The following is a 26,474-nucleotide window of genomic DNA, read 5'->3' on the forward strand; positions in this document are numbered from 1 at the left end:
GTAGCACTGCACCGCGGGGTGGAGGTGCAGGTCAGGGTGCGTGGTTCAGCCGCCGCGCTTGCCGGTCTCGGCCACCAGTGCGGCGACTTGCTGGCGCGCTTCGGCGCGGGCCTTTGCGACACAGGCACGGGCGCTGTGGTCCATGATTCTGGTGCCGGTCCGCACTTCGGTGACGCGGCATACCGTGCGCGCGGCTTGCTCGATCCGCCTGTCGAGCACTTCCTGACCCTTCGGGCTCGCAAGATCGATGTCGTCGAGCTCGATGGTCATGGTCGCCTTTTCGTCACTGCCGGCGAAAGCGGGGGTCGTGGTGCAGGCCAAGCCGATTGCGGCGGCCGCCAGAGCAAATGTTTTCATGTCATCCTCCATCGGCAGGGGCCTGTGATCGTGCGGGGTGCCGATCCGGGGGTTGGCAGACCCGCTGCCGAATTGAGGAATAGACTGATCAGGCGGCGCTTTCAGTCGGCTCTCGACAAACCCCCGCAGACCGTTCGACCGATGGACGGCGTTCAGGATGGACGGTTTTCGCCTGCCGACAAATGGCGGTTCCCATCCGACCGGCGCATCGCCATAGTGGCGGTGATGGGACTGGCGACATTCGTGATCTTTCTGGCAGGCGTGGCTAACTTCGCGCTCAACCGGGCCGTATTCGAAAGCGGCCACCCGCTGCTCGTCCGTCTGCCACGTTCGAGCCGGTTGCTGGGCACACGCGTCGCGCTGCTGACCGAATTCGCGGTGCTGTTTTTCGCGCTGCTGCTTTCGGTGGAAGGCTGGCCGGCATTCGCCTGGGCCTATCTTGCCTACACGAGCTTCAACGCCGTCGCTGCATGGCTGATCCTGAGCCGCAAGGTCTGACCCGCGCATGACCACCCGACTGTTCCATATCAGCGACGTGCATTTCGGGGTCGAGAACCGCGCCGCGCTCGACGAGGTGGCGCGAGCCGTGGCCGCCGAACGGCCCGATGCCGTCGTGTGCACAGGCGACCTCACCCAGCGTGCGAAGCATTCCGAATATGCCCGCGCTGCCGAATGGTTCGCCGCGCTCGGCGTGCCGGTGGTGCTCGAGCCGGGCAATCACGACATGCCCTATTACAATCCCTGGGAGCGCTTTACCGATCCCTTCCGACGCTACAACCGGCTGCGCGAGGCAGTGGCGACGACCTTTGTCTCGAACGATGTTGTGCTGGTGCCGCTGCTCACGACGGTGCGCGCCCAGACCCGCTTTCCCTGGTCTGACGGCGTGATAAAGCCTGCCGCCCTCGCTCAGACGCTTGCCAGGCTCGAAGCACTGAGGGGCGATTCGCGCAGCATCGTCGTGACCGCGCATCATCCGCTGCTGGGCCCGCGCGACGGTGAAAAGAATCCCACCATCGGAGGCGATGCCGCCTTTGCCGCCATTGCTGCGGCAGGCGCGCATGCGGTCATGTCGGGTCATGTCCATGTGCCGTTTGACGAGGTGCGCACACGCGGCGGACGTGCGATGCGGATGATTGGAGCCGGTACGCTGTCGACCAGGCTGCGGCATGGCGCTCCGCCTTCGTGGCGGGTGGTCACCTGCGAGCCGGGCGGAGTGATCTCGAGCGAGCTCCGGCTCGTCACCGAGGCCGCTCCGGCGTAATCTGAGAGCGCCTTGCTTTAACCTTTTCCCTAGGGTTCGTATTAAGACTTTGTTGGTGAGATGGCGGTCGCCGACCGGGCCCATCGCTTGCGCCTGAGGCGGCAACCTTTCTCGCTACTCTCTCTTGGTCCGGAGGTACGGAGATGGAATTTCTTAAGGCGATCACGCTTGGCGCGATCCTGTCCGCGACGGTCGGGCTGTTGATCGGATCCCAAGGCACCAGTGCAGGCCCGTTGGCGATCCATCTTGTTTCGATCGCCGATGCGCAGATTTACTGGTCATGGCCGGTCTTCCTGTCGGGCAGCGGCCTTGCCTGGGGTCTGATGCTGCTGCAACGCTGAGCCCTGCCGGCGCTGCACCACAGAAAAGGGCGGCTCCCTTTCGGGGGCCGCCCTTGCTGTATCCGCAGAAGGTGCGAGCCTTAGCGCTTCGAGAACTGGAAGCTGCGGCGGGCCTTGGCCTTGCCGTACTTCTTACGCTCGACCACACGGCTGTCGCGGGTGAGGAAGCCTGCTGCCTTGACGGTGGAGCGCAGCTCGGGCTCGTACTTCGAGAGCGCCTGCGCGATGCCGTGCTTCACCGCGCCGGCCTGGCCCGACAGGCCGCCACCACGGACAGTGGCGACGACGTCGTACTGGCCGCTGCGATCGGTGATGCCGAACGGCTGGTTGATGATCAGACGCAGGGTCGGACGCGCGAAGTAGACTTCCTGGTCGCGGCCGTTGATGGTGATCTTGCCGCTACCGGGCTTGACCCATACGCGGGCGACCGCATCCTTGCGCCGGCCGGTGGCATAGGCACGGCCCTGCTTGTCGAGCTCCTGCTCGCGCAGCGGCGCGGCGTTGCGGGCGATTTCGACAGCGTCACCCTGCGGGGCGTCGCCGGCGATGTCCTTGAGATCGGCGAGATCCGAGACGGTGGTGGTTTCGTCAGCCATTACGCGGTGACCTTGTTCTTGCGATTCATGGAAGCGACGTCGAGCACGGCGGGCTTCTGCCCGTCATGCGGGTGCTCGGTGCCGGCGTAGAGATGCAGCGCCTTCATCTGCTGGCGACCGAGGGGGCCGCGCGGAATCATGCGTTCCACAGCCTTTTCCAGCACGCGTTCAGGGAAGCGCCCGCCCAGCACCTTGGCCGGGGTCGTTTCCTTGATGCCGCCGGGGTGGCCGGTGTGCTTGTAATAGACCTTGTCGCCCATCTTCTTGCCGGTGAACTGCACCTTGTCGACGTTGATGACGATCACGTGATCGCCGCAATCGACATGCGGGGTGTAGCTCGGCTTGTGCTTGCCGCGCAGGATGTTGGCGACGATCGCGGCGAGACGGCCGACGACGAGACCATCGGCATCGATGATGTGCCAGTTCTTCTCGACCTCGGCCGGCTTGATCGACCGGGTCTGTTTGCTGAGCGCCTTCATGGCTTTGGTGTCCTTGGTTCGAAACATGTATCCGGGCGAGGCCCGGAGAATCGCTCCCGCAACCGTCAGGCTGTGGGGCAAGTGGCGGCGCAAATGTCGTTCGGGGGGCGGAAAGTCAAGCAAAACCGCGCTTCCCGCATGCGGTAAAATAATACCGTATGTCCGGATCAATGTCCTTTCAGGTCAGGCAGGGCGTAGTCGCCAGACCTCCAGCGAGCGCCGTTCCATGCCTTCGAGGCGTGTTATGACCCTGCGCTGCCCTTCGGCCAGCCAGCCTGCCCCGGCCACTTTGCGCGCTTCCCATGTCAGTTCGAACTGGCCGGTCCGGCCTTCCGGCAGGGCCACTGTCTCTATCCGGTGCAGCGGCGAGCCGGAGGGAAACAGCAGGTCGGCCGGCAGGCGGTCGAATTGTCCGGCGCCGGCGCGGTCCATCTCGGCCAGATAGCGGCGGACGGCATCGCGTCCGGACGGTGATCCGGGCAGACGGGCCACAAGCGCTTCGGCGGTGCGCACCACTGCGGCCAGATCGGTCGGTGAGACCATCGTTCTGCCGTGCGACACGATCAGACCGGTGTCGGACAGCATGATCGGGAACAGCCCCTGCTCCTCGCGTTGCTGCTCGAGCCGGGCCAGTTCGGCGAGGGCTGGCGGGGCGTCCACGCTGGCGCCCACCTGCGTGCCTGTCACGACGGCGCCGCGCCCTTGCGGGCTGAAGGCGATCCGCCATTCACGCCGCACTGTGATGGCCGCCGACCCGCCGAGCCCGCGCACCAGACTGCGTTCGAGCAGCATCTCCGTTGCGGGCAGGCGCAGCCCTTCGTCGGCAGCGCGCAGCACCTTTCCGCGCAGTGCAAGGCTGCCTGCCATTCCTGTTCCCAGAAGTCGGGCCAACAGCGTCCGGCGCGTGCTCCCGGCCATGCGACAAATCCCCCCTCTGCGGCCGTCAGTCGCCGCGCTCCTCCGGAAAATCACCAAGGGCAGAACCGGAACAAGCAGCGCTGAGCCAGGTCAGTGTTGCCGGATGCGCCGCGTCGCAGCGCCACCCGATGACGGCGGGTGTATCATAGGGGTGCAGCTTGCCCAACCGTGCGACAGCCTCGTTCAGCCGGGCAGCGGTGGTCTTGAACAGCACACCGGTTTCGCTGCCGGTGCCCTGCGTGCCCTGCCAGACGAAAAGGGATTCGACTTCGCCGATGATATTGGCGCAGGCGACAAGCCGCTCGTCCAGCAGCTGCCCCGCGATCGCGCGTGCAGCCTCGCGGTCGGGGAAGGGACACCAGATCAGCGCCGCATCCCGGACGTTGGCGGTGGTCAAGCCGCCGCCCCGTATTCGCGGCGCGCGGTGCCGTTGCTGTGCATTGCCCAGGCCGTCGCCGCCACGGTCAGCGCGCCGACCAGCTGGTGCGCGGCCGCGACCCACAGCGATACCTCGCTCATGACCGTGGCAATGCCGAGCAGCACCATCGTCCCGATCGCGGCATTGAGTGCGACGCTGGCGAACCGGTCGCTCGGGCGCACGGCCCTTGCCAGCCACACCAGCGCCGCCGCCGCGACCCAGGCCCACCAGCGGTGCAGGAATTGAAGCAGGAACGGATCATGGGTCGCGGCCCATAGCATTCCTTTCGACCAATCGGCCTCGGGGAGGAATTGCCCGTTCATCAGCGGCCAGTCATAGGCGGCGTGCCCGGCATTGAGCCCGGCTACCCATGCGCCGAGCAGCAGCTGGATGAACAGCACCCCGCCTGCCAGCGCAGCAGCGCCGGTAAGCGGCGCGGGCGCGCTGTCCGTATTACGCGCAAGCCGCCGCAGGTCGCGTGCCGTCCATACCAGTCCGCCGAGCAGAAACAGCGCGGTCAGCAGGTGCGCGGAAAGCCGGAAATGGCTGACATCGGTAAGGTCGGTGTCGCCCACGCCGGAAGACACCATGTACCAGCCCAGCGCGCCCTGCCCGCAAATCAGCGCGAACATCGCTCCGAGCCGCCAGCCATAGCCCGCTGGGATTGCCCGCCTCCAGGCGAAGACTGCCAGCGGCAGCAGGAACGCAAGGCCGATCACCCGGCCGAGGATGCGGTGGAACCATTCCCAGAAGAAAATGAACTTGAACGCCGCCAGATCCATCCCCGCCGGGCCGCTTTCATAGCGGAATTCGGCGGTCGCCTGATATTTGGCGAACTCGGCTTGCCACGCCGCCTCGCCAAGCGGCGGGAGAATGCCGGAAACAACATTCCATTCGGTGATCGACAGCCCGCTTTCGGTCAGGCGGGTTATGCCGCCAACGACGACGATGGTCACCACCAGCACTGCGACCGCCTCAAGCCAGCGCGCCAGCGCGAGCGGACGCGCCGAGCCGCGCGCCCATGGCGCGAACAGATTCGATACAGAGGCAGAGCTTGCCATGGCCTGCCTCCCTTGTGCCGGAGAAGCCGCTTGCGCAAGCCTGTTCAGCGCAAGCGGCGATGCGGGTGGCGCAATCCTGTGTGCTTTCCTTCCCTTGCAGAATGTAACAACATAACATATGTGCCGGAGCGCTATGACCGTGCCTCCCAATCTCCCCGCGAGTCGGATGTCGTTTCGCCGTCGGCTCGATCTCGTCGGGATCGGGCTTGCCGGATTGTGTGCCATCCACTGCCTTGCCACGCTGGTTGTCGTCTCGGCTCTGGGACTGGGCGGGCATTTCCTGCTGGAAGAAAATATTCACCGCATGGGCCTTGCGCTCGCGCTGGCGGTTGCGGTTGTCGCGATCGGCTGGGGGCTGATACGCCATGGCCGCCCGCTGCCCTTCGCGGTTGCATCGGCTGGTCTCGCCTTCATGGCCTGGGCGCTGGTGGTGCCGCACGGCACGAACGAATTGCTGCTGACCCTGCTTGGGGTCACACTCGTGTCTGTCGGCCACTTGCTGAACCTGCGCGCCGCGCGCTGAGCACATCCTCGCCAAACTCGTGGTTGCACGCCGTGGTCGAGCGCCTATGTCTCGCGCCATGACCAAGAGCATCACCCTTAACGGCGCACCGCATCGCTCGGCTGCCGCCACCATTGCCGATCTGGTGCGCGAACTGGAGCTTGTGCCCGAAAAGGTCGCGGTCGAGCGCAATGGTGCAATCGTCCCGCGTTCAACTCTGGCCGAGGCACCGCTGGCCGAGGGCGATGTGCTGGAAATCGTGCACTTCGTCGGCGGGGGTGAGGAGGTGGGCGATACCTGGAAGGTAGCAGGCCGCACCTTTCGCAGCCGGCTGATTGTCGGCACCGGCAAGTACAAGAGCTTCGAGCAGAACGCGGCGGCCGTGGAGGCTTCGGGTGCTGAGATCGTTACGGTCGCGGTGCGACGCGTGAACGTCAGCGATCCTAAGGCGCCGATGCTGACAGACTTCATAGACCCCAAGAAAATCACCTACCTGCCCAACACCGCGGGGTGCTTCACCGGTGACGAGGCCGTGCGCACGCTGCGGTTGGCGCGCGAGGCGGGAGGCTGGGATCTGGTCAAGCTGGAGGTGCTGGGCGAGGCGCGCACCCTCTATCCCGACATGCGCGAGACGCTGAAGGCGACCGAAGTGCTGGCCAAGGAGGGCTTCCTGCCGATGGTCTATTGTGCCGACGATCCGATTGCGGCGAAGCAGCTTGAGGACGCGGGCGCGGTGGCGATCATGCCGCTGGGCGCGCCGATCGGCTCGGGGCTGGGCATCCAGAACCGCGTGACGATCCGCCTGATCGTCGAGGGCGCCAAGGTGCCGGTGCTGGTCGATGCGGGCGTGGGCACGGCGTCCGATGCAGCGGTCGGCATGGAGCTGGGCTGCGACGGCATCCTGATGAACACCGCTATCGCCGAGGCGAAAGACCCGATCCGCATGGCCCGCGCGATGAAGCTGGCGGTCGAAGCCGGGCGCGAGGCCTATCTGGCAGGCCGCATGGCGCGGCGGATGTATGCCGATCCGAGCAGTCCCCTCGCCGGTTTGATCTGAATCCCCCCAAGCATGTGGTGTTGGATCGGCTGCGTAAGCAGCCGCAAGGTCGACCGGCCGCCCGCAGCGACGCGAACGTCAGGTCGCGTGAGCGAGGATTTCGAAGCCCGGATGGGCTGCGGACACGAAAAACGCCTAACCCTAAATTAACCACGTCATGCGACGTTCTCCTCACACAAGGAGAAGGGTCGATGATGATGCCGATTGCCGAGATGCGCGAGTTTGCCGGGTTCGCTCCGGCCGAGCAGCGTTACATCAAGCGGAGCCTTGATATCGGCCTCGCCCGCACCGATGCCTTCCGCCGCTGGGGCCGCAGCGAGGCGGAGAATGTCGCGATCCGCCGGCAATATGTCGCCTATCAGGACCTGAAGGCCTTGCGCGCTCTGATCCCGGTGGAGGGCACGCCGAACGAGATCGAACGCTTCCTCGGCAAGCTGGTTCGCTGTGCGGCCTTCGATCTGGAGCAGGAAAGGCTCGCAAGCTTTTCCGCTTTCCGCTTTCTCTATGAACGCCTGCTGGGCGCCAAGGTGCGACCTTACCTTCCGGCGGCCTTCTGCGCCGCCAGCGCCCTCCCCGCAATCCGCCCCGAACGGCGCAAGGTGCTGCTGCAATCCTTAAGCGAAGCCGCCGCTACCGCCCCCGGCTGGTCCGAGCGGGAGCCGGGGTTCTATCCCGAGTATGTCGACGATTTCGAGGCGGCGTAGCGCCCTGCAGGCATGCCCCAGGCGACTACGTCAGTCGCCGCGCGCGGCCATGACCATGGCATCCCACTTGTCCCAGGCGATGGCCCGGCCGGGATAGGCAACGTTTCTGAACGGCCAGTCGCGGGCGATCCACTGCTGGGTCCATGTATAGAGCTCGGCGTCGAAGCCCGCGTCATATTCCGCCTGCGTCACCCACAGGCGCACCTCTGCGTCATGGCCGCCAACCTTGCTGGGATAGACATAGACACAGCCCCTCTCGCGGCTGCCGTCTGGTGTCAGCACCGCATAGGCGAAGGATTCGCGCCGCTCGAACCGGCCCTGTTCGGTCTGCATGTCGAGCATGGCCTCCTCTGCGGTGATCCCTTCGCGCGGCCAGCTGGTGCTTCGGGTGAAGGTCTGCTGGAGATGCGCGATCGAGGACATGTAGGCCTGATAGTCGACGTCCACCAAGGCGGGCCCGAGCGGGACGAGCTTGAAGCCAGGCCCTTCGACCAGCGCCGGAACGGCGAAATCGGCGGCGATCCACGAGCCGGCCGGGGCGGCGCCCGGCGCGGTTTGTGCCCCTGCCGGCACCCCCACGGTGGCGGCGAGCAGGAGGGCCGCGACCATTTTCATGCTTGCCAGTCCGGCGCGGCTCGCCATTCTGCTCACCCCCTGTAAAGCCCGTCGATCCGGTCCTGATAGCGCTCGCGGATCTTGTGTCGCCTGATCTTCATGGACGGCGTCATTTCCTCGTTCTCGATGGTGAAGGCCTCGTCCGCGAAAGCGAACTGGCGGACCTTCTCGATTACCGAGAGATCGGCATTGGTGCGATCCACCGCCGCGCGCACCGCGTTCTTGAAGGCAGGGAGCTGCTGAAGTGCGGCAAGGTCGAACTTCTCGCCATTGGCCCGCGCCCATTCCAGCGCCCATTCGGCATCCGGCACGATCAGGCCCACGACATAGGGCCGCTTGTCCCCGCTCACCATCGCCTGCGCGATTTCGGGCTGGAGCGTCAGCATGCCTTCAACCTTCTGGGGCGCGATATTGTCGCCCTTGTCGTTGACGATCATGTCCTTCTTGCGGTCGGTGATGACGATCCGCCCCTTGCGATCAATATGCCCGATGTCGCCGGTGTGGAGCCAACCGTCCTTGAGCGTGCGCGCGGTCTCCGCCTCGTTGCGCCAGTAGCCGTGCATGACCAGCTCGCCGCGCACGAGGATTTCGCCATCCTCCGCGATTTTCACCTCGACCCCCCGCAGCGGCGGGCCGACCGTGTCCATCTTCAGCCCCACCTTGGGACGGTTGCAGCTGATCACCGGCCCGGCTTCGGTCTGGCCATAGCCTTGCAGCATGGTGAGGCCCATCGCATCGAAGAAATTGCCGACTTCGGGATTGAGCGGCGCACCGCCCGACACCATCGCCTTGATCCGCCCACCGAACTTGGCGCGGATCTTGGGCCGCAGGGTCTTTTCCACGAGCAGGTCCAGCGGCTTGTCGCGCAGGCGCTTCTTGCCGTCCTTGGAGTGCTCGGAAATCTTCAGGGCGGCATCCATCATGAAGTTGGCTACCTTCCCCTGCTTTTCGACCTGCTTCATGATCCGCGTGCGCAGCACCTCGAACAGGCGCGGGACGACGACCATGATGGTGGGACGGGTTTCCTCGATATTGCTGGCCAGCTTTTCGAGGCCCTCGGAATAGAAGATCTCCGCGCCAACCCCGATCGGGAGATATTGTCCGCCACTGTGCTCGTAGGCGTGGGAGAGCGGCAGGAAGGACAGGAAACGTTCGTCGGTAATGCCGAAATCATTGATCAGAACCTCGGCCGCGCCAGCCACATTGCACAGGATCGCGCCGTGGTGCTGCATCACGCCGCGCGGTGCGCCGCCGGTGCCGCTGGTGTAGATCAGGCAGGCGGTTTGCGAGCGCTCGATCCCGCTGATGCGTTTGTCGACCTCCGCCCGTGCGCTGGCCGGGTCGCCGGTGATCAGGGCCTGCCAGTCGTGATACTCGAAACTGCCCGATTGCTGGCGTTTCAGATCGTCGATCCCGATCACGTGTTCGACCATGCCGGTCTGTCCGATCGCGCCGACCAGCGGGGCAAGCAGCTTCTCGGTCGAGACGAACACGGCCCGAGCGCCCGAATTGTCGAGGATATGGGCATGATCGCGCCGGGTGTTGGTGATGTAGGTCGGAACGGTGATGCACCCGGCGGCCATGATCGCAAGGTCTGCGATGCACCATTCGGGACGGTTTTCGCTGACCAGCGCTACCCGGTCACCATCCTTCAGGCCCATCCGGCGCAGGCTTTCCGCCAGCAGGCACACCTTCTCCGCTGCCTCGCGCCAGCTCTGGGTGACCCATTGCCCGTCCGCCTTGTGGCCGAGAAAGGGCGCATCGCCTTTCTGGTCGGCGCGCTTGAGAAACAGTTCGACGAGGTTCTGCGCACCGTCGATGTCCTGCAACAGCGGATCATCCGCCGGATTGACGGTGGGGCGCGAAGCGTGCGGCGAGGCGGGGGATTGCACTGGCAAAGGCTCCTGATCCCTTCGAGCGTGTTGCCGGGGCTCTGGAGCGGCCCCGCAAAGTTCAAGATTAGAAGGTGAAGTTCCCAGCGGCAAGCGCCCGCATGGCTATCAATACCGTGATGCCGGTCAGGGTGTCACGACACTGGCAAGGCGCGGCTCGGTCGCCACTTCCCAGCTGCCGTCGGCCCGCCGCCCCAGTGCGTTTGCCTTGATCGGCGCGGGGGCGACGCGGATCGTCCGGTGGCCGAGCGCGGCGAGATCATCGCTGATCGCTTCCAGCGCAGAGCCTTCCTCGATCAGCAGGGTGTCGCCGAATGCCATCGCGAAGGGCATCGCCAGCGCGTCTTGCGCGCCGAGCCCGAAATCGAGCACGCCGATGATCGCGCGGGTCACGGTGACCGGAATCGTCGGCCCGCCGGCCGCGCCGATTACCAGCAACACCTTGCCGTTCTTGTCATAAACGATGGTTGGCGCCATCGACGAACGCGGGCGCTTGCCACCTTCGACCCGGTTGGCGACCGGCTTGCCATCCGCCTCGGGCGTCAGGGTGAAATCGGTCAGTTCGTTGTTGAGGTAGAAGCCGCGCCAGTGCAGGCCCGAGCCGAATGCGCCTTCGATTGTAGAGGTGTAGCTGACCGCGTTCCCATTGGCATCCACCACCGAGAAATGGGTCGTGCCATTTTCCTCGACTTCCGGCCCGAGACCGCGCGCCAGCGGAGCGCCGGGAGGCATACCGGCTTCGGGCTTGGCAATCCTGGTGTCGGGCGAAATCAACGTCGAGCGGGAGCGCAGATAGCCCGCATCCACAAGACCGGCGACCGGCACTTCGACGAAATCCGCATCGGCCAGATAGAGCTCGCGGTCGGCATAGGCGAGGCGCTGGCTTTCGATGAACAGGTGCCAGAACTGCGGGCTGTCAGGGCCGAGGCTGGCGAGCTCGAATCGTTCAAGCTGGCCCAGCATCTGGAGCACCGCAATCCCGCCCGATGACGGCGGACCCATGCCGCACACCTTGTATAAGCGATAGGAGCCGCACACCGGCGCGCGCTCCTTGGCGGTGTAGGCGGTGACATCGCCGGGGGTCATACGACCGTCCTGCGGCGTTTCGGCGGCGACATAGGCGGCGAGCGCTGCTCCGGCTGCGCTGCCATACACTGCTTCCGGGCCGTCGGCTGCAATAGTGCGCAAGGTGGCGGCGAGTTCGGGCACGCGGATCGTGGTGCCAAGCGGTAGCGGCTCGCCGTCCGCGCCGTAGAACACTGCTTTCGCGGCTGCGCTCTTGTCCGCGCGCCCCTTGTTGCCTTGAAGCGATGCCTGGAGCCGCCGGTTCATCACAAAGCCGTCTTCGGCGAGCGCGATCGCGGGCTCAAAAAGCTTGGCCCAGGTCAGCGTGCCATGTTCGGCATGGGCCTTGGCGGCGAGCGCGAGATTGCCCGGAACGCCGACACTGAGGCCCGAGAACACGCGGGTTTCGCGCGGGAGAATCTTGCCGTCATCGCCAAGAAAACGGGTCGGCGTTGCTGCCGCAGGAGCCGTCTCGCGCCCGTCATAGGTGACAAGCGTGCCGCTCGTGGCATCGGCGCGCAACATGAAGCCGCCGCCGCCGATGCCGGAGCTCTGTGGCTCGACCACCGTCAGTGCGAGCATCACCGCGATCGCTGCATCGACCGCCGATCCACCCTGCGCAAGGATTGCCTCGCCCGCTTGGGTCGCGCGCGGATCGGCGCTGCTGACCGCGCCGTTTCCTGTCAGGGGGGCGGTAGCGGCTTCAGGTGGAGGAGTGGCCGCACAGCCCGACAGGGCCAGCGCGAGCGGAGCGAACAGGGGAACAAGAAAGCGCATCGGCAAGGGTGCTATTCGCTTCCCACCGCTTCGGCAATGCTGGCAAAGCCATCGCGCCGCATCAGTTCTCCCAGCCCCTTGACGATCCGCGCGCCGAGACCGGGCCCTTCATAGACCATCGCCGAATAGAGTTGCACCAGCGAAGCGCCCGCACGGATGCGCTCCCAGGCGTGTTCGGCGCTGGCGATGCCGCCAACACCCACCAGCGGGATCGCGCCGCCGGTGGCCTTGCGGAAATCGCGCAGCCTTTGCAGCGCGAGGTCGCGCAAGGGCGCGCCCGATAGCCCGCCGGTCTCGCCCGCATGGTGCGAACGCAGGTCCGGTCGGCTGATCGTGGTATTCGAAACCACCAGCGCGCCGAGCTGCCTGTCCATCGCAATGCGGGCGATCGCGTCGATATCCGCCGGTTCCAGATCGGGGGCCACCTTGAGGAACACCGGCGGCGGCGAATCGGGACCCGATGCCGGCACGGCCTCGTCGCGCGCCGCGATCACCGAATCGATCAGTGCGGCCAGTGCGCTTTCATCCTGCAGCGCGCGCAGGCCGGGCGTATTGGGAGAGGATACGTTGACGCAGAGATAGCTGGAAACCGGAGCCATTTTCCGGGCCATCACCGCATAGTCGGCGATGCGGTCGGTCGAGTCCTTGTTCGCGCCGATATTGACACCCACGATCCCGGGCCGCCCGGCACGCGCCCTCAGCCGCGTAAGCGCTGCCTCGGCACCGGCGTTGTTGAACCCCATGCGGTTGATAACCGCCTGATCCTCAACCAGCCGGAACAATCGCGGCCTGGGGTTGCCCGCTTGCGGTAGCGGGGTGATCGAGCCGACTTCGGTGAAACCGAAGCCGAGGCCCAGCAGCGCGTCTGGCACTTCGGCGTCCTTGTCGAATCCGGCGGCAACCCCAACCGGATTGGGGAAGGCAAGCCCCGCGACCTCGATCCCTAGCATCCCCGGGACAGGCATCGGGCCATGCAGCGGCAAGGCTTTCAGGCCGCCGATCGCCAACCGGTGACCGGTCTCCGGATGGAGCGCAAACAGGGCGGGCTTGAGCAGACGGAACAGCATCGCACGCGCCTATGGCAGGCAATGCGCCCTGTCGAGCGCACATGTGCCAGAACCGCGCAAACCCTGCTTTCCGGGTACGCATTCCCTGTTCAGGGGATGACCCTTGTCGCTTGCATACAATCGCCGTGGCGATTCGCTCGCTATATCCCCTTCTGCGACCCGAAGGGCTCGGAGCAGTAATGCAATGAGTTCCTCAACTTCGACGGGCGGCGCCTCTTTACCGGAGCGCCGCCTTTTTTTGCGCGTTTTTCGGGCGGGAAACTTTGCCTTCGTTGAGCGTATCGGGTCGCGATGGACGCCGATACGCCCCTGCCCCAATCCTCGTCCGGTGACGCGGCCTTGGCCCATGCCAATGCGCTGACGCCTGCGGCACTGATCAGCATCGACTACATCGCTCCGCCCGAGGCGGTCGCGCCTTACATCACCACCCTTTACCATTTCCGCTGCGACGAGCCGGTAATCCGCGATATCCAGCCGGCTGCGATCGGGCAGATATGCCTGTTTCCGCATGGCCGTGGAGAGATGCATTTCGCCGACGGCCGCCGCGATCCCAATCATGAAGTGGGTCTGCTCACCCCGCTCTCGCGGGCGACGCCGATCGTCGTTGAAGGGCCGTTTCATGCCTTTGGCGCGGCGCTGACCCCCCTGGGCTGGGCGGCCCTGACCGGCCTTCATGCGGGGGAGTATCGCGACCGGCTGCTTCCCGCGGCCACGGTATTGGGCCGGGACTTCGGCGAACTCGGGCAAATCCTGCTCGAAGCCTATCGCAATGGCACCATGACCGGTCCTGCCTGCGCGCGCGCGGTCGGCGATTTCGTTGCCCGCCATGCCCGTCCGGTCAATCCGCGCCACCTCGAGTTGATCATCGCTGTGGGCCGCTGGCTGGGTGCCTCCTTCAATCCCGATCTGGCCGACCTCGATGGCGTGGCAGGTTATTCCGTGCGTCAGGTCCAGCGCCTTGTTGAGCGGTATTTCGGTCTCCCGCCGCGGACGCTGGCCCGCAAGTATCGCGCCTTGCGCGCTGCAGCCCTGCTTTCCGGCCCGGCCCTGGCCGACCAGGCCGAGGCAGAGTTGGCCGAGGCATTCTTCGACCAGTCGCACGTGATCCGCGAGATAACCCGCTTCGTAGGCCGCACCCCGGCCCGGCTGACCGATCCGTCGACGCCCTATCTGGCGGAGATGATCGCGCCGAAGAATCTGCGCGAACTGAATGGCTGAAACCGCCTCTTGCCTGCCCTGCGGTTGTCATCTCCAGCGCGTCGCGGCTAGACCGCCACGCAAGCCGGCCGCCGCCACCGCCGATAATGAGGAAGTCCGATGACGCTTGCCCGAATCTTCGCCGCCCCCGTTTCCGCGCTTGCGATCGCCGCAGCGCTTGGCTGCACCGGTTTGCCCGCCCCGCTCGCTGCGCAAGGTGCTCCCGCCGAGATATCCCGGGCCGAGGCCGATATCGACGCGCTGTTCGCCGCCTATGACGATGCCCAGCTCGCCATGTCGCCGCAGAGCAAGGCCTATCGCGGCATCCGCGACGCGGATTACGGCAAGTGGGACGATCCTTCGGATGCCGCCGAGCAACGCGGATATGTCCTGCTTGAGCAGACGCTTGCGGCGATGCGCCGTCGCTACAATCCGGCGGCCCTGCCCGAACAGCAGGCGCTGTCCTACCGCCTGTTCAATGCGATGGCCGCGCGCCGGGCGAGCCTGTGGCCCTATCGCGATTACGGCTACATCTTCGACCAGATGAACGGCGCGCAGAGCCGGATGCCTGCCTTCCTCATCAACATCCACCGGGTCTCCGGCGAGGCGGACGCGCTTGCCTATGTCGAGCGGATCGCCGGCATGGGCTCCCAGCTCGATGCGCTCACCGCCCAGGCGCGTGAGCGGGCCGACAAGGGCATCATGCCCCCGAAATGGGTCTACCCCTATGTCATCTCCGATATCCGCAACCTGCTTGATGCGGGCGACGGCAATGCGGTGCTTGTCGATCTTGCGGGCAAGCTCGACAAGCTTGATCTCGACGCTGACGTGAAGGCAGGGATCACCGGCGGGGCGAGGGATCTCTGGTGGGACAGCGTCGTTCCCGCCTATCAGCGACTGCTCGCCGAGATGGAGCGCCAGCAGGCCATCGCCCCGACTGATGACGGTGTGTGGCGACTGCCGCAGGGCGACGCCTATTATGCCGCGCTGCTGAAGAACTATACCACCACCGATCTTACCGCCGACGAAATCCATGCGATCGGGTTGCGGGAAACGGCACGCATTCACGGTGAAATGCGGGCGATCATGAAGAAGGTCGGCTTCGAGGGCACTCTGCAGGAGTTCTTCGAATATACCCGCACCGACCCGCGCTTCTACCACACCAGCCGTGCGGACTATCTCGCCGAGGCCGAGGCGCATCTGGCGCGCATGACCGCCAAGCTGCCCGAATTCTTCGCCACGCTGCCCAAGGATCCGCTGGTCATCAAGCCGGTCGAGGCCTTCCGCGAAAAGAGCGCAGGCAAGGCCTTCTACCAGAGCCCGGCCCCCGATGGATCGCGCCCCGGCACCTATTACGTGAACCTCTACGATCTTCGCGACATGTCGAAGAACGAGATCGAGGCGCTGGCCTATCACGAGGGCCTTCCCGGCCACCACCTGCAACGCTCGATCCAGACCGGGCTGGGCAACCTGCCTGCCTTCCGCCGTTTCGGCGGGGTGACGGCCTATTCGGAAGGCTGGGGCCTCTATACCGAGGAACTGGGCAAGGACATGGGCTTCTACACCGATCCCTACTCCGATTTCGGGCGGCTGGGCATGGAGCTGTGGCGCGCGGGGCGGCTGGTGGTCGACACCGGCATCCACCACAAGCGCTGGAGCCGCGAGCAGGCGATGGGCTGGCTGACCGAGAATACCCCCAACCCGCCCGGCGACATCGAAAAGGCGATCGAGCGCTACATCGTCTATCCGGGGCAGGCGACAGCCTATATGATCGGCAAGCTCAAGATCATGGAACTGCGCGAGAAAGCGCGCGCGGAGCTGGGCGATGCGTTCGACATCCGCGCCTTCCACGATGTGATCCTGGTCAACGGCCCGGTGCCGCTTTCGATTCTGGAGGAGAATGTCGACCAGTGGATCGAGGCCCGCCGCGCTTCGTGACCGGGGGCCTGTTTGCGGTTGAAATGCGAACGGATCGGTCTTAATTGGAAATCGGAACGATTCTGTCCGATTTGAGAACCGCTCGCAATGCGCCTGTCCAACCTAGCCGATTACGCGGTGATCACGATGTGCCAGGCCGCCATGCATTGTGGTGACGGGCGGGTCAGCGCGGCCGAACTCGCGGCGGAGACCGGCCTGCCGGTGCCGACCGTGCAGAAACTGGTCTCCAAGCTGACTGCGGCGGGCCTTTTGCGCTCGGTGCGCGGCGCGCATGGCGGCTTGCAGCTCGGTCGCCCGGCGGCGGCGATTACGGTGGCGGATATCGTCGAGGCGGTCGAAGGGCCAATAACGCTCACCGCCTGCATCGATCACGGCCCGTGCGATTTCGAGGTCGGGTGCAGCATGAAGCCGCACTGGCCGATCATCAACGACGCGCTGCGCGGCGCGCTGGCGGGGATCAGCCTCGCCCAGCTGCGCAGCCCGCGTCCCATCACTCTCGAGGAGCATCCGGCATGAGCGACGACACCGACCTGCAAGATCGCGAAGCGCGCGAGGCGGCCGCCAAGGTTGCCGATTACGAGCATGGCTGGTCGGCGGAGATTGACACCGAATTCGCACCCAAGGGGCTGAACGAGGACACCGTCCGCTTCATCAGCGCCAAGAAGAACGAGCCCGAATGGATGCTCGAATGGCGCCTCAAGGCCTTCCGTATGTGGCAGACCATGGAAGAGCCCGACTGGGCCAAGGTCGGCTATCCTCCGATCGACTATCAGGACGCCTATTATTACGCCGCGCCCAAGAAGAAGCAGACCATTGCGTCGCTCGATGAACTCGATCCCGAGATCAAGGCGGTCTATGACAAGCTCGGCATTCCCGTGGCGGAGCAGGAGGTGCTCGCCGGCGTCGAGGGCGCGCGCAAGGTCGCCGTCGATGCCGTGTTCGATTCCGTCAGCGTCGCCACAACTTTTCGCGAGGAGCTGAAGCGCGCGGGCGTGATCTTCCTTTCGATCTCCGAGGCGATCCGCGAATATCCCGATCTGGTGAAGAAGTGGCTTGGGCGGGTCGTGCCGGTGCGCGACAACTACTTTGCGGCGCTGAACTGTGCGGTCTTCTCCGACGGCACCTTCGTCTATGTGCCCGAAGGCGTGCGCTGCCCGATGGAGCTTTCGACCTATTTCCGCATTAATGCCGAAAACACCGGCCAGTTCGAGCGCACGCTGATCGTCGCCGACAAGGGCGCTTACGTGAGCTACCTCGAAGGCTGCACCGCGCCGATGCGCGATGAAAACCAGCTTCACGCCGCGGTGGTGGAACTGGTCGCGCTCGACGATGCCGAGATCAAATATTCGACCGTGCAGAACTGGTACCCCGGCAATGCTGAGGGCAAGGGCGGCATCTACAACTTCGTCACCAAGCGCGCGCTGTGTCAGGGGGACCGCTCGAAGGTCTCTTGGACGCAGGTCGAAACCGGCTCTGCGGTGACGTGGAAGTATCCCTCCTGCGTGCTGAACGGCGAGGATAGCGTGGGCGAGTTCTACTCGGTCGCGGTGACCAACAATTACCAGCAGGCCGACACCGGCACCAAGATGATCCACAACGGCAAGAACAGCCGCTCAACGATTATCTCCAAGGGGATTTCGGCGGGCAAGTCGAACAACACCTATCGCGGGCTGGTGCGCGTCGGCCCGACCGCCAGCGGCGTGAGGAATTTCACCCAGTGCGACAGCCTGCTGCTCGGCGATCAATGCGGCGCGCATACCGTGCCCTATATCGAGGTGAAGAACCCCAGCGCGCAGATCGAGCATGAGGCGACCACGAGCAAGATCAGCGACGAACAGCTGTTCTACGCGATGCAGCGCGGGCTTGGCGAAGAGGAAGCCGTGGCGCTGATCGTCAACGGCTTTGCCAAGGACGTGCTGAAAGAGCTGCCGATGGAGTTTGCCGTCGAAGCGCAGAAGCTGCTGGCGATTTCGCTTGAGGGGAGCGTGGGGTGATGCCCCGGTTCACTAGTCAGGACGAACTTCCTTCGGCCATGCAAGGCGCCTGGTTTGATCCAAACGATGGAGCAACGCTCGTGGTCTCGGGCAGCGATGCCGTCTTTCAAGACGCGGCCATCCGGTATGACTGGTTCGAAGTCGAAGAGAAAAGCGGAGCCTTGTGCGTGAATTTCGGGATCGACGATCCTGCGCGTGAAGATAGCTTCGCAAGAGAGAACCTTGTCGGCCTTGTGATTGATCCGGAAGGAAACTTTCACGGCTTCAACACGAGATTTGGCTGCACCTTTGTCAGAAATCAGGCGAGCACAAGTGACTGAACGCAAAACCCTCGCCCTCAACCCCGAGGCTGCCTCCTCCGCCGAAGCCCCCGCGCTCAAGAAGAAGGGCCGCGGGTGGGAGATTTCGGAGAAGCGGCTCGATGCCCTGCACGAACAGGCGCGCGAGTTGCGGCGGCATTCGTCCGAGGCGCACAAGGCGCTCGCCGCGAAGTTCGCCGCCGCCGACATGGGCCGATATACCTTCAAGCGGCACGCCGTGGTCGGCAGCGCGATCGTCGATTTCAACTGCCACAACCTCGGCCTCGCGCTGGCGATCGACGAGGAGGGGCAGAACGACACCCTCGCCAAGCGGCGCGACAAGAGCCTCGAAGCGGTCGGCATCAAGGTGATGCGCATCGCCGCCGCCGATATCCTCACCGACATGGACGCGGTGCTCAAACAGCTCACGCAGGTGATGCGCGACCGGATCGAGGAGCGCAAAGCCGCGGCCCGCGCGCACAAGGCGGCCAACCCCAAGCAGACCTATTCGCGCCCCAAGTCGGGCGAAGACGGCAAACGTCCCCCAAGGAAGTACTGATGCTCGAAATCACCAATCTCCACGCGAATGTCGGCGATAAGCCGATCCTCAAGGGCCTGACCCTCTCCATCCCTGCGGGCGAGGTCCACGCGATCATGGGCCCCAACGGCGCGGGCAAGTCGACGCTGGCCCATGTGCTGGGCGGCAAGCCCGGCTACGAGGTGACTGAGGGCAGCGTCACCTTCCGGGGGCAGGACTTGCTCGCGCTGGAACCCCACGAACGCGCCGCCGCCGGGCTGTTCCTCGGCTTCCAGTACCCGGTCGAGATTCCCGGCGTCTCCAACGTCCAGTTCCTGCGCGAGGCCTTGAACGCCCAGCGCAAGGCGCGCGGCGAGGAACCGCTGAGCGGCGGCGAGTTCCTGAAGCTCGCCAAGGACAAGGCGGGCCTGCTCAAGATGGACATGGAAATGCTCAAAAGGCAGGTCAATGTCGGCTTTTCGGGCGGCGAGAAAAAGCGCGCCGAGATGGTGCAGATGGGCATTCTCGACCCCGCCTTTGCGGTGCTGGACGAGACCGACTCGGGCCTCGATATCGACGCGCTCAGGATCGTCGGCAACGGCATCAACGCGATCATGCGCAGCCCCGACAAGGCGGTGCTGCTGATCACGCACTACCAGCGCCTGCTCGACGTCGTGGCGCCCGACAAGGTCAGCATCCTTGCCGGTGGGCGCATCGTCGAGACCGGCGGACCGGAACTCGCGCTCAGGCTCGAAGCCGAGGGCTATGACGCGGTGATGGCGTGATGGGTGAGGCTGCAACCCTGACCCTTCCCACCCGCCGCGACGAGGCGTGGCGCTATGCCGATATGGACGCACTCGCGCGGCTGGGTGCCGGGGCGCTCGACCAGTGGCAGACAGTGGATGTGCCCGCAGGCGAGAGCCTGATGCGCTGCATGATCGTCGGCTCCGATGCGCCCGAGGTGCACCGCATCCGCGTGACGCTCGGCGAAGGGGCCAGCGCTGCCTTTTTCGTGACCAATGCGGGCGGCGATTACACCCGTGTCGAAGTGGAAGTGCGGCTCGCCAGGGGTGCCCATTTCGAATTCGGCGGCGTGACCATCGGCGGCGGGGATGCAACCCGCGAATTCGTCACGCAGGTCACCCATGCCGAGCCTGAGGCGACCAGCAACCAGACCGTGCGCAGCGTCCACTGGAACAGCGGCATCGGTAATTTCCTCGGCGAAATCAAGGTCGCGCGCGATGCGCAGAAGACCGATGCGGCGCAGGACTTCAAGGGCCTGCTGCTCGAAGCAGGCGCCAGCGCCAATGCCGTCCCGCAGCTCGAAATCTTCGCTGATGATGTGAAATGCGCCCACGGCGCGACGGTCGGCGAGCTCGACGAAGGCGCGCGCTTCTACATGATGGCGCGCGGGGTCGATCCGGCGAGCGCGCAGCGCCTGCTGGTGCAGGCCTTCATCGGCGATGCCTTCGTGGCGCTGGAAGACGAGGGCGAGCGTGAGCGCTTGCTTGAAGCCGCGCTGGCTGCGCTGGAGGGGGCGAAGCTGTGAACGCACCCGCCACCATCACCCGCGATCTGCGCGCCGATTTCCCCGGCATGGTGACGGGCGAAGGCAAGGCGTGGCACTATCTCGACACCGCTGCCACCGCGCAAAAGCCGCGCGCGGTGATCGATGCGATGGCGCGCGCTCTGGGCGAGGATTACGCGACCGTCCACCGCGGCGTCTATGCCCGCTCGGCCGAAATGACGCTCGCCTACGAGGCGGCGCGGCGGACCATCGCCAAGTTCATCGGCGGGCACGAGGACGAGGTCGTGTTCACCCGCGGCGCGACGGAAGCGATCAATCTCGTCGCGCAGACGTGGGGGCGCGCGAACCTGAAGGCGGGTGACCGCATCCTGCTCTCGCAACTGGAGCACCATTCGAACATCGTGCCTTGGCAGATGGTGGCGGCAGAAGTCGGGGCGCATATCGATGTCTGCCCGCTGACCGATGATCACCGGATTGACCTCCATGCCGCCGAAGCCATGCTGACCGAGGCGCACAAGCTGGTCGCGCTCGCCCATGTTTCGAACGTGCTCGGCTCGGTGCTCGACGCTCGCCAAGCCGCCGCGCTGGCGCACAAGGTCGGCGCGAAGCTGCTGCTCGACGGATGCCAGAGCGCGCCTCACATGGGGGTCGATGTCGCGGCGCTGGACTGTGATTTCTACGTCTTTTCAGCGCACAAGCTCTACGGCCCGACCGGGATCGGGGCATTGTGGGCACGCAAGGAACTGCTCGCCGACATGCCTCCTTACCAGGGTGGCGGCGCGATGATCGACCGGGTGACGTTTGAACGCACCACCTATGCCGACGGCCCGCAGCGCTTCGAAGCCGGCACGCCCGCAATCACCGAGGCGATCGCCTTCGCCGCTGCCGCCGACTACGTCAGCGCCATCGGCCCCGGGCGTATCCACGCGCATGAGCAACAGCTGGTCGCCCGCCTGCGCCGCGAACTCGGCGCCATGAATGACGTGACCCTGTTCGGCCCCGATGACAGCGCCGGGATCGTCAGCTTCGCCATCGACGATATTCACCCCCACGACCTCGGCACCATCCTCGACGAGAGCAACGTCGCGATCCGTGCCGGGCACCACTGCGCCCAGCCGCTGATGGATTATCTCAAGGTTCCGGCCACCGCCCGCGCCAGCTTCGGGCTCTATTCGACTGAGGCCGATATCGACGCGCTGATCGCCGGGATCGCCCGTACCCGCCGGATTTTTGGAAAAGGATGAGAGCGATGGACAGCTCGACCGAAAAGCCCCCCCGCGCCCGCGTCGAAGATGCCGTGGACACCGATGCGCCGCGCACCCGCGACTATCTCGACGGCTTTCTCGCCGCCAAGCCTGCCGAGAATCCGGTCGGCGGGGCGGGTAGCGACTTGCAGGCCGAAGTGATCGAGGCGCTGCGCGAAATCTATGACCCGGAAATTCCGGTCAACATCTATGATCTTGGCCTGATCTACGGGGTCGAGGTGGACGAGAATTCGGACGCCACCGTCACCATGACGCTCACCACCCCGCATTGTCCGGTGGCCGAGACCATGCCGGGCGAGGTCGAACTGCGCGTGACCTCGGTGCCGGGGATTCGCGATGCCGAGGTGGTTCTGGTATGGGATCCGCCATGGGGTCCGCACAAGATGAGTGACGAGGCCCGGCTCGAACTGGGGATGCTGTGATGACGCAGACAACCACAACCGCCCGCCCTGCGCCCAAGGCCGCCGTGACGTTGACGCCGAGCGCCGAGGCCCGCATCGCCGAACTGATGAGCAAGGCTCCCGAAGACGCGATCGGCGTCAAGCTGTCGACCCCGCGCCGGGGCTGTTCGGGCCTGGCCTATTCGGTCGACTACGTCACGACCGAGGCGAGGTTTGACGAGAAGATCGAAACGCCCGGCGGCACCTTCTATATCGACGGGGCCAGTGTGCTCTATCTTATCGGCAGCGTGATGGACTGGCGCGAGGACGATTTCACCGCCGGGTTCGTGTTCGAGAATCCCAACGCCAAGGGTGCCTGCGGCTGCGGCGAGAGTTTCATGGTCTGAGCCCATGGCACTGGTCGCGCTGACCACCACGCTTGCCTGCACGTCTGATGAAGCCTGGGCACGGGTGCGCACCTCGGCCTTGCTGCTGCACCTCGCCGCACCGCTGATCCGCTTCACGCCCAAGGGAGACCGGGCCTTTCCCGCGATCTGGGAGCCTGGCGAATATCGCGCATGGATGTGGCTGTTCGGCGTGCTGCCGATCGGCTGGCAGGCGGTGGTGATCAGCGAGCCTGAACCGCAGGGGGACACCCGCTACATCCGCGACAACGGCTATGGCCCGCTGATCAGGCGCTGGGACCACTGGATCGAAATTTCTCCCGGTGCGAACGGCACTACCACCTACACCGACCGGGTCGCCATCGAGGCGGGGCTGCTCACCCCCCTGATCGCCGGATTTGCGCGGGTGTTCTACGCGCATCGCCAGCGCCGCTGGCGGCGGCTGGCGCAGACCGGATTTGCGGCCCTGAAGGGCTGACCCGTCAGTTTCCGGCCGCGATCCGGGCGAGCAGGCGACTTTCCAGCTCGTCTACCTCGCCATCGGCGGCGATCATCTTTTCGAGCCATTCGTTTTCGTGATCGGTCACCGCCTCGCCCTTTGCCGCGAGCGCGGCGTAGTCCGGGCCGCCCTCGCGCTTGCCGAACACCTTGCCGAAATGATTGCCGACCTGCGGCACCTCGCGCGCAACCTTGCCCATGAAGCGGGCCACGTTGGGTGTGTTGTCCGCGACGAAGGCTTCCAGTTCCAGTTTGCGTTCGTGGCTGACCTGCGCGTTCTGGAGTGTGAAGCCCTTGAGGAAGTTGGCGACACCGTCAATGAACAGTTCGTCCCACTCGGCGGCGTTTTCCTCGGCGAGGGTTTCATCCTTCAGGCGGAACAGCATTTCGGCATCGAAGCGAGTGACCGCGGCAGGGCCATGGCCGCCGCTGGCGAAGATCACGCGGCGGATGATGCGGCATTCGGCTGCGCTGATGTGGGTCGCGGAAAGCTCGCCGCCGCAGCGGGTCGGGCCGGCGCCGGTCAGCACCTCGCGCTCGACAACGCCAAGCACGTAGTTCTTGAGCCGGTCGGGCGTATTCTCGGCGCGCTCGATGATGCGCACCATGCATTCGAGTTCGGCCATGCTTTCGACCGTGCCATCATGGTCGATCTGCCCGATCAGCCATTCGGCCTCGGCATCCGAGCATTGCAGGCGCGGCGGCGCGCCATTGAGGACATATTCGCCGATCGCCTCGACGAAGAAATCGACCCACTCCTCGCTGCGCTCATCCAGCGCATTGTTGAGCGCGAAAAGCGCTTCGGCCTCGGCGCGGGTGATGATCCCGTCGCCCCAGCCTTCGCGGCGGAGCGCCAGCAGTTCGTCCGCAGTCACGCGCCCCTCGGCGGCGGCGGCTCTGGCAAGCTCGATGAAATGCGTCGTCATGGCCCGTTCGGTTCCTCCGGTTTCGACCAGAGCCATGGCACGAACAGGCTTAAGACGGGGTTACCGTTTCTCCACCTCGCGGATGCAGGCGCCGCGATCGACCGCTGCTCCGCCCTGTCGCAGCCGCGCTTCGACGTGAGCTGCGACTGCCTCGGTTCCCGGTCGCAGCGGATAAAGGTATATGTCGAGCACGCAGGTCGTCCCGCCGAACTGCAGCTTGCGCGCATCGCCTTCCAACACATCCAGCCGCGGATTGCCGAAGCGCCGGGTGAGCGTGCCGGCCGGCGAGCCGATCACGCCTTCGAGCCCCTGTGGTGCCATAACCTGCGGCACCCGCACGACCCCGCTGCGGGAAGGCGGCGCGGCAGGCGCGGGCTTGCTGCCGCCGACACATCCGGCCAGCGTCAGAGCAATGGCCGCAAGGATCGTAATGCGCTTTGTCATGCCGCGTTCTCCGTCTTGTCCAGGCGGCGAAGCACCAGATGGGTGCCCGCCGCCGCGCCCAGCACCGGCGCGAGCAGCCCCGCGACCGGCACCAGCATCAGCCCGGCCACGCTCAGCCCGAGCAGGAACCGCTCCCCCGGCCCGGCCGGATTGCCGAGGTCATTCCCCGCTGCATGCCGCAACCACGCCATGTCGGTCAGCTCCCGCCCGAGCAGCACCGCATTGACACCCAGAAACACCAGCGCCGGACCGAAGGCGGTGAAGGCCAGCAACCCCGCCACCGGCAGCGCCAGAAGGTTATAGCCCAGCGCCCGCATCAGCCCGCGCAGCGAATTCGCGAGGTCGCGGCGGAAAGGCAGCGGCCGCGCCTCCAGCGCGCGGGCGGGGTAATGCCGCGCCTCGACCGCTGCGACCACCTCGTCGGCAAAGAACTGCAGCACTGCCAGCGCCACCACCCGGAACAATAACCAGAACGCCGCCAGCCCGATGACAACCGCGAGCAGCGCCTGGGCCGCTTCGGCATAGCCTTCGGGCAAGACGGCGGCGAGCCGCTCGCTCCGGAACAGCGCCGAAAGGGTGCCATATAGCGCGGCACCCAGCAGCGCGAACGCCACCAGCGTCAGGCCGACGCTCTTGACCACCACCGCCACGACGCGGCGGTCGCCAAGCTGGCCGAGGGCCTTCACAAGCGCGGCAGGGACGGCGGACATGCTTCCCGCGATGCTGCGCCGCCCGCACGAAGTCAACGCGAGGACGCGATCCCGCACACAGATGCTTGGCGCGGGGTGCGAAGGCGGCTAGGCGGCTGCCAGACCATATCCAAGGAATTCTCCCGTGCCCGAGACCACTCCGCCCCGTTACGACGTGATCGCCATCGGCAATGCCGTGGTCGACGTGATTGCCTCCTGCGAGGAGGATCTGATCGAGGAACTGCAACTGAACCGTGGCGGCATGACCCTGATCGACGAGGCGCGGGCCGAGGAGCTCTACGAGGCGATGCCCCCCGCGCGCGAGCTTTCGGGCGGTTCGGCGGCCAACACCCTGGCGGGGCTGGCGACGCTCGGCCTGCAATGCGCCTTCATCGGCCAGGTTGCCGACGACCAGCTCGGCAAGGTGTTCCGGCACGACATGCGCGCCACCGGCATCGATTTCGACACTCCGGCGCGTGAAGGCGAACCGGCGACGGGCCGCGTGCTGATCTTCGTTACCCCCGATGGCGAGCGGACCATGAACACCTTTCTGGGCGCGGGCCAGTTCCTGCCGGCCTCGGCGCTCGATGAAGACCTGATCGCCAGCGCCGCGATCCTCTATCTCGAAGGCTATCTGTGGGATCCCGAAGAACCCCGCAGTGCCATGCGCCGCGCCATCGAGGTCGCCCGCAATGCCGGGCGCAAGGTCGCCTTCACCGCGTCCGAAAGCTTCGTGATCGAACGCCACTGCGCCGATTTTCAGGCGATGATCGATGACGGCGTGATCGATATCCTGTTCGTCAACGAAAGCGAGCTGGCGACGTTGACGGGCGAGGACGACTTCGAGGCGGGTCTCGCCGCTGTGGCAGGCAAGGTGCCGGTGCTGGTGGCGACCCGCAGCGAGAAGGGCGCGGTCGCGATTGCCCATGGCGAGCGGGCGGAAGTGGCTGCGGTGCCGGTGATCAAGGTAGTGGACACCACCGGCGCGGGCGACCAGTTCGCGGCCGGGTTCCTCTCCGGCTACGTCAAGGGCGAGCCGCTGACGCAGTGCCTCAAGCGCGGGGCGATCTGCGCCTCGGAAGTGATCGCGCATTACGGCCCGCGGCCGGAAGCGGACATGCTCGCGCTGATGGCAGAGCGGCTCTAGTTGACAAACTTGACACCCTGTCAAGCTGGCGCTGGGCCAGAATATCCTTGATTATCAATGGCTTGAGTCGATAACTCCGCGTTTGACGGACAGGGGAACGGGGGCCTTTTCCCGCCTTTCCGGCAGGGCTGGCTGATG

At 65.6% G+C, this 26,474-nt stretch carries 32 protein-coding genes; 19 read left to right on the plus strand and 13 right to left on the minus strand.

The annotated features are described in order from the left end of the window. Positions 1-45 precede the first annotated feature (45 nt). Positions 46-357 (minus strand): UrcA family protein, encoded by a 312-nt coding sequence (locus I603_RS09885; protein ID WP_158093636.1) that lies wholly within the window; start codon positions 355-357, stop codon positions 46-48. Between the two features lie 141 nt (positions 358-498). On the opposite strand from I603_RS09885, the gene I603_RS09890 reads away from it, so the two are divergent. The 3 genes from I603_RS09890 to I603_RS09900 all read left to right on the plus strand — a co-directional run bounded on the left by I603_RS09890 (position 499) and on the right by I603_RS09900 (position 1,959). After that, positions 499-855 (plus strand): hypothetical protein, encoded by a 357-nt coding sequence (locus tag I603_RS09890; RefSeq protein ID WP_232305346.1) that lies wholly within the window; start codon positions 499-501, stop codon positions 853-855. 7 nt (positions 856-862) lie between these two features. Continuing rightward, the gene (locus I603_RS09895) at positions 863-1,618 is read left to right on the plus strand and encodes a metallophosphoesterase family protein (RefSeq protein WP_068864568.1); all 756 of its coding nucleotides are present in this window, start codon (positions 863-865) and stop codon (positions 1,616-1,618) included. Between the two features lie 143 nt (positions 1,619-1,761). Next, on the plus strand, positions 1,762-1,959 hold the full coding sequence (locus tag I603_RS09900; RefSeq protein WP_068864570.1) for a hypothetical protein: 198 nt from the start codon (positions 1,762-1,764) through the stop codon (positions 1,957-1,959). Between the two features lie 80 nt (positions 1,960-2,039). Here I603_RS09900 and rpsI read toward each other — a convergent pair whose 3' ends face one another. From rpsI to I603_RS09925, 5 genes are all read right to left on the minus strand, one after another. Beyond that, a complete protein-coding gene (gene rpsI / locus I603_RS09905; RefSeq protein WP_068864572.1) occupies positions 2,040-2,555 on the minus strand; it encodes a 30S ribosomal protein S9 in 516 nt (171 codons plus the stop codon). Beyond that, positions 2,555-3,034, minus strand: a complete 480-nt coding sequence (gene rplM / locus I603_RS09910) for a 50S ribosomal protein L13 (protein ID WP_068864809.1) — start codon at positions 3,032-3,034, stop codon at positions 2,555-2,557. Before rplM ends, rpsI begins: the two co-directional genes overlap by 1 nt. A gap of 183 nt (positions 3,035-3,217) precedes the next feature. Beyond that, complete coding sequence (locus tag I603_RS09915; protein WP_068864574.1) at positions 3,218-3,901, minus strand: hypothetical protein; 684 nt, start codon at positions 3,899-3,901, stop codon at positions 3,218-3,220. Between the two features lie 76 nt (positions 3,902-3,977). Next, positions 3,978-4,349 (minus strand): divalent-cation tolerance protein CutA, encoded by a 372-nt coding sequence (gene cutA / locus I603_RS09920; protein WP_068864576.1) that lies wholly within the window; start codon positions 4,347-4,349, stop codon positions 3,978-3,980. Beyond that, positions 4,346-5,431 carry a COX15/CtaA family protein gene (locus I603_RS09925; protein WP_068864578.1) on the minus strand — a complete coding sequence of 362 codons (1,086 nt, stop codon included), beginning with the start codon at positions 5,429-5,431 and terminating at the stop codon, positions 4,346-4,348. Before I603_RS09925 ends, cutA begins: the two co-directional genes overlap by 4 nt. A gap of 166 nt (positions 5,432-5,597) precedes the next feature. Here I603_RS09925 and I603_RS09930 point away from each other — a divergent pair, with 166 nt between their 5' ends. The 3 genes from I603_RS09930 (at position 5,598) to I603_RS09940 (ending at position 7,694) form a co-directional block, all read left to right on the plus strand. Further along, the gene (locus tag I603_RS09930) at positions 5,598-5,954 is read left to right on the plus strand and encodes a MerC domain-containing protein (RefSeq protein ID WP_232305347.1); all 357 of its coding nucleotides are present in this window, start codon (positions 5,598-5,600) and stop codon (positions 5,952-5,954) included. A gap of 58 nt (positions 5,955-6,012) precedes the next feature. Then, a complete protein-coding gene (gene thiS / locus I603_RS09935; protein ID WP_068864582.1) occupies positions 6,013-6,990 on the plus strand; it encodes a sulfur carrier protein ThiS in 978 nt (325 codons plus the stop codon). A 191-nt stretch (positions 6,991-7,181) separates the two neighbouring features. Continuing rightward, positions 7,182-7,694, plus strand: a complete 513-nt coding sequence (locus tag I603_RS09940) for a hypothetical protein (RefSeq protein WP_068864583.1) — start codon at positions 7,182-7,184, stop codon at positions 7,692-7,694. 30 nt (positions 7,695-7,724) lie between these two features. Here the strand turns inward: I603_RS09940 and I603_RS09945 are convergent, their stop codons facing one another. The 4 genes from I603_RS09945 to I603_RS09960 all read right to left on the minus strand — a co-directional run bounded on the left by I603_RS09945 (position 7,725) and on the right by I603_RS09960 (position 13,110). Further along, positions 7,725-8,336, minus strand: a complete 612-nt coding sequence (locus I603_RS09945) for a twin-arginine translocation pathway signal protein (RefSeq protein ID WP_068864585.1) — start codon at positions 8,334-8,336, stop codon at positions 7,725-7,727. Positions 8,337-8,341: 5 nt separating this feature from the next. Continuing rightward, positions 8,342-10,141, minus strand: a complete 1,800-nt coding sequence (locus tag I603_RS09950) for an AMP-dependent synthetase/ligase (RefSeq protein ID WP_068864811.1) — start codon at positions 10,139-10,141, stop codon at positions 8,342-8,344. 186 nt (positions 10,142-10,327) lie between these two features. Continuing rightward, a complete protein-coding gene (gene ggt, locus I603_RS09955) occupies positions 10,328-12,043 on the minus strand; it encodes a gamma-glutamyltransferase (protein WP_068864587.1) in 1,716 nt (571 codons plus the stop codon). Between the two features lie 11 nt (positions 12,044-12,054). Next, positions 12,055-13,110: a quinone-dependent dihydroorotate dehydrogenase gene (locus I603_RS09960; RefSeq protein ID WP_068864589.1), complete on the minus strand. Its 1,056-nt coding sequence runs from the start codon at positions 13,108-13,110 to the stop codon at positions 12,055-12,057. Between the two features lie 291 nt (positions 13,111-13,401). Between I603_RS09960 and I603_RS09965 the strand changes: the two genes are divergently transcribed. The 12 genes from I603_RS09965 to I603_RS10020 all read left to right on the plus strand — a co-directional run bounded on the left by I603_RS09965 (position 13,402) and on the right by I603_RS10020 (position 23,110). Continuing rightward, positions 13,402-14,328, plus strand: coding sequence for a helix-turn-helix transcriptional regulator (locus I603_RS09965; RefSeq protein WP_084440031.1), 927 nt, complete (start codon positions 13,402-13,404; stop codon positions 14,326-14,328). A 99-nt stretch (positions 14,329-14,427) separates the two neighbouring features. Next, positions 14,428-16,245 (plus strand): DUF885 domain-containing protein, encoded by a 1,818-nt coding sequence (locus I603_RS09970; RefSeq protein WP_068864591.1) that lies wholly within the window; start codon positions 14,428-14,430, stop codon positions 16,243-16,245. An 87-nt stretch (positions 16,246-16,332) separates the two neighbouring features. Further along, positions 16,333-16,761: an SUF system Fe-S cluster assembly regulator gene (locus I603_RS09975; protein ID WP_068864592.1), complete on the plus strand. Its 429-nt coding sequence runs from the start codon at positions 16,333-16,335 to the stop codon at positions 16,759-16,761. Then, positions 16,758-18,239, plus strand: a complete 1,482-nt coding sequence (gene sufB, locus I603_RS09980; RefSeq protein WP_068864594.1) for a Fe-S cluster assembly protein SufB — start codon at positions 16,758-16,760, stop codon at positions 18,237-18,239. Before I603_RS09975 ends, sufB begins: the two co-directional genes overlap by 4 nt. Next, positions 18,239-18,559 (plus strand): hypothetical protein, encoded by a 321-nt coding sequence (locus tag I603_RS09985; protein WP_068864596.1) that lies wholly within the window; start codon positions 18,239-18,241, stop codon positions 18,557-18,559. Before sufB ends, I603_RS09985 begins: the two co-directional genes overlap by 1 nt. After that, the gene (locus I603_RS09990; RefSeq protein WP_068864598.1) at positions 18,552-19,097 is read left to right on the plus strand and encodes a DUF559 domain-containing protein; all 546 of its coding nucleotides are present in this window, start codon (positions 18,552-18,554) and stop codon (positions 19,095-19,097) included. Before I603_RS09985 ends, I603_RS09990 begins: the two co-directional genes overlap by 8 nt. Next, positions 19,097-19,840 carry a Fe-S cluster assembly ATPase SufC gene (sufC, locus tag I603_RS09995; protein WP_068864600.1) on the plus strand — a complete coding sequence of 248 codons (744 nt, stop codon included), beginning with the start codon at positions 19,097-19,099 and terminating at the stop codon, positions 19,838-19,840. Before I603_RS09990 ends, sufC begins: the two co-directional genes overlap by 1 nt. Continuing rightward, on the plus strand, positions 19,840-20,604 hold the full coding sequence (locus I603_RS10000; RefSeq protein WP_068864602.1) for a SufD family Fe-S cluster assembly protein: 765 nt from the start codon (positions 19,840-19,842) through the stop codon (positions 20,602-20,604). Before sufC ends, I603_RS10000 begins: the two co-directional genes overlap by 1 nt. Positions 20,605-20,651: 47 nt before the next feature. Further along, positions 20,652-21,827 carry an aminotransferase class V-fold PLP-dependent enzyme gene (locus I603_RS10005; protein WP_068864816.1) on the plus strand — a complete coding sequence of 392 codons (1,176 nt, stop codon included), beginning with the start codon at positions 20,652-20,654 and terminating at the stop codon, positions 21,825-21,827. 5 nt (positions 21,828-21,832) lie between these two features. Continuing rightward, positions 21,833-22,270, plus strand: coding sequence for an SUF system Fe-S cluster assembly protein (locus tag I603_RS10010; RefSeq protein WP_198157242.1), 438 nt, complete (start codon positions 21,833-21,835; stop codon positions 22,268-22,270). Next, on the plus strand, positions 22,270-22,635 hold the full coding sequence (locus I603_RS10015; RefSeq protein ID WP_068864605.1) for a HesB/IscA family protein: 366 nt from the start codon (positions 22,270-22,272) through the stop codon (positions 22,633-22,635). The genes I603_RS10010 and I603_RS10015 overlap by 1 nt, the downstream gene beginning before the upstream one ends. 4 nt (positions 22,636-22,639) lie before the next feature. Beyond that, positions 22,640-23,110 carry a hypothetical protein gene (locus I603_RS10020; RefSeq protein ID WP_068864607.1) on the plus strand — a complete coding sequence of 157 codons (471 nt, stop codon included), beginning with the start codon at positions 22,640-22,642 and terminating at the stop codon, positions 23,108-23,110. Between the two features lie 4 nt (positions 23,111-23,114). Here I603_RS10020 and I603_RS10025 read toward each other — a convergent pair whose 3' ends face one another. Genes I603_RS10025 through I603_RS10035 form a run of 3 tightly spaced genes read right to left on the minus strand, consistent with a single transcriptional unit; the run spans position 23,115 to position 25,210 of the window. Beyond that, on the minus strand, positions 23,115-24,092 hold the full coding sequence (locus I603_RS10025) for an SH2 domain-containing protein (RefSeq protein ID WP_232305349.1): 978 nt from the start codon (positions 24,090-24,092) through the stop codon (positions 23,115-23,117). A gap of 24 nt (positions 24,093-24,116) precedes the next feature. Further along, complete coding sequence (locus I603_RS10030; RefSeq protein ID WP_068864610.1) at positions 24,117-24,500, minus strand: hypothetical protein; 384 nt, start codon at positions 24,498-24,500, stop codon at positions 24,117-24,119. Then, the gene (locus I603_RS10035; RefSeq protein WP_068864612.1) at positions 24,497-25,210 is read right to left on the minus strand and encodes an EI24 domain-containing protein; all 714 of its coding nucleotides are present in this window, start codon (positions 25,208-25,210) and stop codon (positions 24,497-24,499) included. Before I603_RS10035 ends, I603_RS10030 begins: the two co-directional genes overlap by 4 nt. Before the next feature lie 124 nt (positions 25,211-25,334). On the opposite strand from I603_RS10035, the gene I603_RS10040 reads away from it, so the two are divergent. Continuing rightward, the gene (locus tag I603_RS10040; protein ID WP_068864614.1) at positions 25,335-26,336 is read left to right on the plus strand and encodes an adenosine kinase; all 1,002 of its coding nucleotides are present in this window, start codon (positions 25,335-25,337) and stop codon (positions 26,334-26,336) included. Positions 26,337-26,474: the final 138 nt, after the last annotated feature.

Origin of the sequence: Erythrobacter dokdonensis DSW-74 (genome assembly GCF_001677335.1) — a bacterium.
In the GTDB taxonomy this organism is placed as follows: Bacteria; Pseudomonadota; Alphaproteobacteria; order Sphingomonadales; family Sphingomonadaceae; genus Erythrobacter; species Erythrobacter dokdonensis.